The following is a 7,455-nucleotide window of genomic DNA, read 5'->3' on the forward strand; positions in this document are numbered from 1 at the left end:
GTCCTGCCTCGGCATGCCGTATCATGTTGGCCGACATCGTCCCCACCAGTTCATTCGTCCCCGGCATGTATCTGCATTACTTTCAGCTGAAGGATTTTCCCTTCGCGGTGACGCCGGATCCGACCTACCTGTTCCTGAGCGAACACCACCGGGAAGCGTTGGGCCACCTGCTTTACGGCACCGGGGAAAGCGGCGGCTTCGTGCAGCTTACCGGCGAAGTGGGTACGGGTAAGACCACGCTGATCCGCGCATTGTTGCAACAGGAACATGACAATCTCGATGTCGCCCTCTGCCTGAACCCGCAACTGACGGTCAACGAATTCGTTGCGCAGATCTGCGATGAGCTTGGTGCCAAGCGCCCCAAACGCGCAGGCACCACGCTGAAGGCCCTGGTCGATGCGCTCAACGAACATCTGCTGGGCACCCACGCCGACGGCCGGCGCACCGTACTCATTGTGGACGAGGCGCAGAATCTCGACCGGGACGTGCTCGAGCAACTGCGCTTGCTGACCAACCTGGAAACCAGCAAGCACAAGCTGCTGCGCATCATCCTGGTCGGCCAGCCGGAACTCGAGGAACTGCTGCGCCGGTCGGATCTGCGCCAGCTGGCGCAGCGGATCACCGCGCGTTTCCATCTGCCCTCGCTGGATGCGGCCCAGACCCGGGCCTATATCCGCCATCGCCTGGTGGTGGCCGGCGGCAACGCCGCGCTTTTCGGCACCACGGCCTGCCGGCGCGTGCACCGGGTCACCGGTGGCGTGCCCCGGCTGATCAATACGGTCTGCGATCGGGCGCTGATGGGGGCCTACAGCCTGGGAAAGGACGAGGTCACCACGGCCATGGTCCAGCGTGCGGCCCGTGAGTCGCTTGCCGATGAGCCATCCCGGATCTGGCAGGCACGGCCCGCGTACCGGGTGGCCGGGGCGGCGGCACTGGTACTTGGCGCGCTCTGCCTGGGCATCTATCTCGGTGTCAATCGCCCCGCCGTCTCCGAATTGCCGGCAATTGCGGCAGATGACTCGGATGCGGCCGCGCCCGAAACGTCTTCCGAGACAGCGGATAGCACGGGCAAGACTGAAGCCGCCGACGTGACCGAAGCGCCGTCGCCGGACGATCCGCCCGTCACGATTGTCGTACCCGAATCCGCGCCCGAGATCGAAACGCCGGCGCCACCATCGGAACCGGATGTGGCCGAGGCGGAAGCGCTGCCCGACGTGGGCGCGGACCTCGCCCAGCTGCAGCGCATGTGGGGCATCTTCGAGGACGTCACACCGGCCTGCGAGGCATTCCCGGCCGACGGCCTGCGCTGTCTGAGCGATCAGGCGACGCTGGATGAACTTCGTGAGTTCAACCTGCCTGCGCTGCTCACGCTGCGGGATGGCGAGCAGGTCCGGGACGTCATTCTCAGCGGCATCGGGGATGACGACACGATCAGAATCGTGACTGCCTATGGCCAGCAGACCTGGTCCCGCGAAGCTTTGCTGGGTTTCTGGACCGGCGAGTTCACGCTGCTCTGGCGCCTGGAGGCGCCGACCCGGCGTGTGTCCCGTGGGTCGGTCGGGCCGGGCGTGGTCTGGGTGCGCCGGCGACTGGCCATCGCGGACGGCGTGAATCCCGACAATCGGGCCGGCCGGCCATCGCCGATATTCGATCAGGAACTCGACACACAGGTACGTGAGTTTCAGCTTCGCCAGGGCGTGACCCCCGATGGTGTGGTCGGCGCGCGCACCATGATCCTGCTGAACAATGTCGAGCCGGCGCCCAACACGCCCAGCCTGACCGTGGCCAGAGGCGGAGACTGAGGATGTCGTACCTGCTGGATGCCCTGCGCAAGGCGGAGCGGGAACGCCGACTGGGCGAGGTGCCGGACCTGGGTACCGAAACGGTTGATGGAACCGCGTCGCGCGCGAGTGGTCTGCCGGTATGGATGTTCTGGCTGATCGGGGTGGTGGTGGCAGTGAATCTGGGCGGCATGGCGGCGATGTGGTGGGCCTGGTCGGCCGAGCCGCCCGCGTCGTCACCGGCTGCCGCCGGAACGGCATCCATGCCGGCGCCACCGGCGGCGGTGGCGGTCGCAATCGATCCGGCTGAAAAGGCGATGCCACCCGCTGATACGCCGAATGAGCCCGTCGTCCGTGCCGCGCCGGAACCGGCACCCGTTCCCGAGCCGACCCAGCCCCCGGCCTCGTCATCGGACCAGGCCGACGACAGCGTGCCCACTCGCCGAGCCCTGTCGGCTGCTCAGCAACAACGTCTACCCGACCTCGCCATGAACGGGCTGCTCTACAGCAGCATTCCCGGGCGCAGCTTCGTGCTGATCAACGGCCGCCGCTATCACCAGGGCGAGCGCACCGCGGCCGGCCCGGCGGTGGAATCCATCGACGAGAATGGCGCGATCCTCAATCATGAGGGCCTGCGGTTCCGGCTGCCGGCCCCGCAGTAGGTCGCCATGCATCGTTTGGCCATCGCGCTGTTGCTGATTGGCGGCGCCGGAACGGCCCAGGCCGCGGGCATCCGCTGTGATGGCGGTCTGGTCGATCGTGGCGATCTGCAGATCGAGGTTCTGGACGCCTGCGGCGAACCGGATTTCCGCGACGACTGGGCCGCGGGCTCGCTCCCCGCCGGCGTGGTCGCGCCGGACGTCACCCAGTGGACCTACAATTTCGGCCGAGGCAACCTGCTGTATATCCTGCGCTTTCGCAACGGACGGGTGATCGGCATCGACAACGACGGCTATGGCTTCGATGCGGACAACACCAGCGAAGACTGTGGCCCCACCGACATCGTCCCCGGCATGACCAAGTACCGGCTGCTATCGGCCTGCGGCTCGCCGGCACAGCGTGACAGCCGGGTGGTGCTGCGTTCCTCCCGACACTTCCGTTACGGGGTGGCCGAACAGATCCGGCGCGAAACCTGGATCTACAACTTCGGCAGCCGCCGGCTGTTGCGGAAGGTCATCCTCGAAAACGGCCGCGTAGTAAGGATCGATACCGATAACCGGGGGTTTGATTAGCGACGCTCACCCCACTCGGCACGCCAGCCCTCACGAACGTCCGGCGGCAGGGACTGTGCGGTCTCGATCACGATCCGGTGTGTGAGCGCCTGCATGGCATCGGTGCGGCGGGCCAACTCGTCAAAGGCGGCTTCAAGCGCGGCCTCATCGAGCGGATCCGCGGCGATGCGGTCGGCGATATGGGCACGGGCTTCCCGGATGCCGTGGATGTGCTCGCGAATGTCGTCGCGATGGGCCTTGAAGGCATCGCGAAGCGCCGGTCGTGCGGCCTCGGGCACACCGCGGAGCATGTGTGGCCCGTGATGCCGGGGCCCATCGGAAACCAGGCGGCCCACGACCACCCCGGCGATGACCAGATTCAGGGCCAGCGAAACAGCCAGTAGCAGGCCGACGCCCAGCCGCCCGCGGCGAGACAGCGTCATTGTGACAACTCCGTGAGATAGGTATCCCCGTAGGCCAGCCCCGCGATGTCGACGACATCCTCGGTTGGCGCGAACAGCGTCGTGCCCAGCACCAGACCGGTCAGCAGTGAGGCCGTGGCGAGGGTGGCCCCGGCCCACCACAATGGCCTTGGCTCGGCGATGGGCCGGACCGATGGCGGATGATGGCCGGGAATGGCCGTCAGCCGGGCGTGCAGTGTCGGGCCGACGGGGGCGACTCCCGCGCCACCCAGAGCCCGGTCGAGTGCTTCGCCTTCGGCCAGCCGGTCGCGGGCATCGGCGGATTGCGCCAGCAGCCGGCGGGCCGCGCGCCGATCACGCCACGGCCAGGTACCGATCGCGGTGCCGCGCCGGTCCAGCAGTGTCTGAAAGTGTTCGGGTGTCATCGCAGGTCCCCCAGTTGCGTACGCAGGCTGCGCCGGGCGCGTACCAACAACGCCTCGAGTGCCTTGACCGATACCTGCATGATGGCCGCGGCTTCCCGGTTGCTCAATTCGCGCCCGGTGGTGAGGGCAATGGCGGCACGCTGCGACAGGGGCAGCGTGCGGACGGCCGACTCGACCCGATCACGGGTCTGCCGGTTTGCCGCGGCGTGATCGGGGCCGGGGGCCTCGGTCGCCGGTTCCGGTTCATCGTCCAGCGATGCGGGCGGAGCGGGGCCTCGGCGGCTATTGAGGCTGGCATTCATGACGATCCGGTACAGCCAGGTGGTGAATCGTGCCCGGCCGGGCCGATAGGTGTCGGCCCGGGTCCACAACCGCGTGAATACCTCCTGGGTCACGTCCTCGGCGTCCGCCTGCTGTACCAGCACCCGCCGGGCGAGCGCGAGGACACGGTCGGCATGGCGGTCCACGAGCTGGCGAAACGCGTCGGCATCGCCGGTCGCCACTCTTGCCATGAGCCGATCGTCATCCTCGCGCTCTCCCATGCAGACGCGGTCCGGCGCCTATTCGGGCTTGTCGCCGCGGTGCTTGCCGTGGTGCGCCTGACGCATGGCCTTCATTTCCTCGCGGGTGATGCGGCCGTCGCCATCGGCATCCGCCTTGTCGAACCAGGGGGTCGGGGCGTTCTGCATTTCGGTCTGGGAGATGCGACCGTCACCGTCGGTATCCATGACGGCCATCTTGTCACGACCGCGCTTCTTCCGGTCGGCTTCCTGGCGGGCCTTGAAAGCGTCACGCGCAGCCTGTCGTTCTTCGTCAGTCACGTAGCCATCACCGTCGGCGTCCAGCTTCTCGAACATCGACATGCGCATCTGCAGGGATTCTTCCCGCGAAATGGCGCCGTCGCCGTCTGCGTCGATCTTGCCAAAGCCATGACCATGACCATGGCCGGCCTGGGCTGCGCCGGTGGCTGCCAGCAGTGCCGCGGCTGCGAGGGTGGTGGGGATGAATTTCATCAGCATGCTCCGTTTCAGGGGTGGGCCGGTCCATGACCGGTTCATCAACTGATACACGCGCCGACACGGATTCCCTGCGCACCGACGATCACGAGCGAGCATGTGCAATCCGCAGACGTGAAGCCGCCACCATTGGCCTTGCGGTGAAAGCCGGGGGGCTGGCAGGCGAAATTGGTCCCGATGTCCCGGCTTTCTGGTAGCTTGCGCGCTTCCCCGTAGCCCCTATGCCCGGAGGAACGGACTTGAGCGCCTCGGACACCACGCATCGCGAATGGCGGCGGCTGCGCCTGCTGGTTCCCTATCTATGGGAATTCCGCGGGCGGGTGGTGGTGGCGCTGGCGTTTCTGGTGGCGGCAAAGCTGGCCACAGTTACGCTGCCGATCGTACTCAAACGCATCGTCGACAGCCTGGATGCCAGTCAGCAGGAGGTCATCGTGCTGCCGCTGGCGATGCTGATCGTCTACGGCGTTCTTCGTCTGAGCACGGTACTGCTGGGTGAACTCCGCGATCTCGTGTTCGGCCGCGTGACCGAGCGGGCCATGCGCCGGCTGGCGCTGCGGGCGTTCGAGCATCTGCACGGGCTGAATCTCGATTTCCATCTGGCTCGGCGCACCGGCGGGTTGTCGCGGGATATCGAACGGGGCACCGCCGGTATCAGCTTTCTGCTGCGGTTCATGCTGTTCAACATCCTGCCCACGCTGCTGGAAATCGGGCTGGTGGTGGGCATTCTGCTGGTGTACTACGACTGGTTCTTTGCGGCGATCGTGCTGTCGTCGGTAGTGCTCTACATCCTGCTGTCGGCGGTGCTCACCGAATGGCGCACCCGTCACGTGCGCGAGTCCAACCGGCTGGATTCGGAAGCCAACACCCGGGCGATGGACAGCCTGCTGAACTACGAAACGGTCAAGTACTTCGGCAACGAGGGGTTCGAGGCCGGCCAGTACGACCGCTTTCTGGCCTCGTGGGAGCAGGCATTGCGCCGCAGCCGCTTGTCGCTGGGGCTGCTGAACGTGGCACAGGCGCTGATCATCGGTGGCGCGATCACCGCCATGATGATCCTGGCCGGCCGGCAGGTAGTCGACGGTGCGATGACCGTGGGCGATCTGGTGATGATCAACGCCTACATGCTGCAACTGTTCCTGCCGCTGAACTTCCTCGGTTTCGTCTACCGGGAGATCAAGCGGGCGCTGGCCGACATCAGCCGGATGTTCCAGCTGCTGGATGTGGAGCCGGCTATTGCCGACGCCCCGGATGCCGTGCCGCTGGCAGTGTCGCAGCCCGCCGTTCGGTTCGATCGTGTCAGTTTCGGTTACCGCAGTGACCGGCCGATTCTGCGCGACGTCTCGTTCGAGATTCCCGCGGGGCGCAAGATCGCGGTGGTCGGTGCCAGCGGCGCGGGCAAGTCGACGCTGGCCCGGCTGCTGTTCCGGTTCTACGACGTGGATGCGGGGGCGATTACCGTCGATGGCACCGATATTCGCGAGGTGACGCAGGACAGTCTGCGCGCGGCCATCGGGGTGGTGCCCCAGGATACCGTGCTGTTCAACGAAACCATCGAATACAACATCCGCTACGGGCGGCCGGAGGCAGACCGGGTCGCGGTGGAGCGGGTGGCGCGGCTGGCCCATCTGGACGCATTCATCGCCGCGCTGCCGGAAGGCTATGACACCATGGTGGGCGAACGCGGCCTGAAGCTCTCGGGTGGCGAGAAGCAGCGCATTGCGATCGCTCGGACCATGCTCAAGGACCCGGCGATCCTGATATTCGATGAGGCTACCTCGTCGCTCGACAGCCACGCTGAACGGGCGATTCTCGACGCCATGCGGGATGTGGCCGCCGATCGCACGACGCTGGTCATCGCTCATCGATTGTCGACCGTGGTCGACGCCGACGAGATCGTGGTACTCGACCATGGTCGGGTGGTCGAGCGCGGCCGACATGCCGCGCTGCTGGCGGTGGACGGCCGGTACGCCTCGATGTGGCAACTGCAACGACAAGCACAGCAACAGCAGGTCTGAGTTGATCGCATTCGGACGCCTACCTGTTGGGAGGGGGCGTCTCTGAGCCGCGCGTGTCTAGCATGGCTGATCGGCCACGGGGAGAATGGTCGAAAAACAATGGCGAGAGGGGGAATTCATGGGACGCAACGATCAGCCTCATTGTCCCGGCCATGTGCGATCCGCCGGCCGGCCGGAAGCCGGCTATGCCGTTTACGGCGTCATGGCCACCGTGTGCGGGTTGGTCCTGGCAATATTCGCCAGTCTGGCAGCCGCGCATCCGCACGAGTCGCCGTCCGCGCCGGAGGCCGACGCGTCGAAGCCTTCGGATGCCCCGGAGAGCGACGAGCCTGCGTCGCCGCATTCGCACGCGAATTTCGGCACCCTGGACTGGGAGTACAGTTCCCTGGGCGTCTACGGCCCGACCTACACGAGCCCGGACGAGGAGCACAAGCTGACCCTCGGGTTATTCGTGTGGTTTGATAATACCTTCGTCACCGATGACGAACTGGCCGAGCCCCTGGGCCTGGACGAGATCGAGGGCGATAGCCGCCTTCGCACCGCGCGCCTGGAGCTGCATGGCGAGTACACCGATGATTTCTTCTA

General features: G+C 66.2%; 9 protein-coding genes. 5 read left to right on the top strand and 4 right to left on the bottom strand.

The features are described from left to right. Positions 1 to 23 precede the first annotated feature (23 nt). From RM532_RS14745 to RM532_RS14755, 3 genes are read left to right on the top strand one after another with little or no spacing between them, the layout of a single operon-like run. Positions 24 to 1,802, top strand: coding sequence for an AAA family ATPase (locus RM532_RS14745; protein ID WP_311654102.1), 1,779 nt, complete (start codon positions 24 to 26; stop codon positions 1,800 to 1,802). A 2-nt stretch (positions 1,803 to 1,804) separates the two neighbouring features. After that, positions 1,805 to 2,443, top strand: coding sequence for a general secretion pathway protein GspB (locus tag RM532_RS14750; protein WP_311654103.1), 639 nt, complete (start codon positions 1,805 to 1,807; stop codon positions 2,441 to 2,443). A gap of 6 nt (positions 2,444 to 2,449) precedes the next feature. Continuing rightward, positions 2,450 to 3,013 carry a DUF2845 domain-containing protein gene (locus RM532_RS14755; RefSeq protein WP_311654104.1) on the top strand — a complete coding sequence of 188 codons (564 nt, stop codon included), beginning with the start codon at positions 2,450 to 2,452 and terminating at the stop codon, positions 3,011 to 3,013. Here the strand turns inward: RM532_RS14755 and RM532_RS14760 are convergent. Genes RM532_RS14760 through RM532_RS14775 form a run of 4 tightly spaced genes read right to left on the bottom strand, consistent with a single transcriptional unit; the run spans position 3,010 to position 4,852 of the window. Further along, positions 3,010 to 3,435: a periplasmic heavy metal sensor gene (locus RM532_RS14760; protein WP_311654105.1), complete on the bottom strand. Its 426-nt coding sequence runs from the start codon at positions 3,433 to 3,435 to the stop codon at positions 3,010 to 3,012. The genes RM532_RS14755 and RM532_RS14760 overlap by 4 nt on opposite strands. Then, positions 3,432 to 3,839: a hypothetical protein gene (locus tag RM532_RS14765; protein WP_311654106.1), complete on the bottom strand. Its 408-nt coding sequence runs from the start codon at positions 3,837 to 3,839 to the stop codon at positions 3,432 to 3,434. Before RM532_RS14765 ends, RM532_RS14760 begins: the two co-directional genes overlap by 4 nt. Further along, entirely contained in the window at positions 3,836 to 4,351 is a 516-nt protein-coding gene (locus RM532_RS14770) for a sigma-70 family RNA polymerase sigma factor (protein ID WP_311654107.1), read from the bottom strand. The genes RM532_RS14765 and RM532_RS14770 overlap by 4 nt, the downstream gene beginning before the upstream one ends. 48 nt (positions 4,352 to 4,399) lie before the next feature. Then, positions 4,400 to 4,852: an EF-hand domain-containing protein gene (locus RM532_RS14775; protein ID WP_311654108.1), complete on the bottom strand. Its 453-nt coding sequence runs from the start codon at positions 4,850 to 4,852 to the stop codon at positions 4,400 to 4,402. Positions 4,853 to 5,076: 224 nt separating this feature from the next. On the opposite strand from RM532_RS14775, the gene RM532_RS14780 reads away from it, so the two are divergent. Then, complete coding sequence (locus tag RM532_RS14780) at positions 5,077 to 6,870, top strand: ABCB family ABC transporter ATP-binding protein/permease (RefSeq protein WP_423246905.1); 1,794 nt, start codon at positions 5,077 to 5,079, stop codon at positions 6,868 to 6,870. Between the two features lie 118 nt (positions 6,871 to 6,988). After that, positions 6,989 to 7,455 (top strand): hypothetical protein (locus RM532_RS14785; RefSeq protein ID WP_311654110.1); only part of this gene is annotated, 467 nt, incomplete at its 3' end.

This window comes from Spectribacter hydrogenoxidans (genome assembly GCF_031846275.1).
GTDB classification, from domain to species: domain Bacteria; phylum Pseudomonadota; class Gammaproteobacteria; order Nevskiales; family Salinisphaeraceae; genus Spectribacter; species Spectribacter hydrogenoxidans.

Excerpts from the sequence above, each read along its gene's own strand:
- RM532_RS14770 (WP_311654107.1), bottom strand. The coding sequence starts at position 4,351 with ATGGCAAGAGTGGCGACCGGCGATGCCGACGCGTTTCGCCAGCTCGTG.
- RM532_RS14745 (WP_311654102.1), top strand. The coding sequence starts at position 24 with ATGTTGGCCGACATCGTCCCCACCAGTTCATTCGTCCCCGGCATGTAT.
- RM532_RS14760 (WP_311654105.1), bottom strand. The coding sequence starts at position 3,435 with ATGACGCTGTCTCGCCGCGGGCGGCTGGGCGTCGGCCTGCTACTGGCT.
- RM532_RS14755 (WP_311654104.1), top strand. The coding sequence starts at position 2,450 with ATGCATCGTTTGGCCATCGCGCTGTTGCTGATTGGCGGCGCCGGAACG.
- RM532_RS14775 (WP_311654108.1), bottom strand. The coding sequence starts at position 4,852 with ATGAAATTCATCCCCACCACCCTCGCAGCCGCGGCACTGCTGGCAGCC.
- RM532_RS14750 (WP_311654103.1), top strand. The coding sequence starts at position 1,805 with ATGTCGTACCTGCTGGATGCCCTGCGCAAGGCGGAGCGGGAACGCCGA.
- RM532_RS14765 (WP_311654106.1), bottom strand. The coding sequence starts at position 3,839 with ATGACACCCGAACACTTTCAGACACTGCTGGACCGGCGCGGCACCGCG.
- RM532_RS14780 (WP_423246905.1), top strand. The coding sequence starts at position 5,077 with ATGCCCGGAGGAACGGACTTGAGCGCCTCGGACACCACGCATCGCGAA.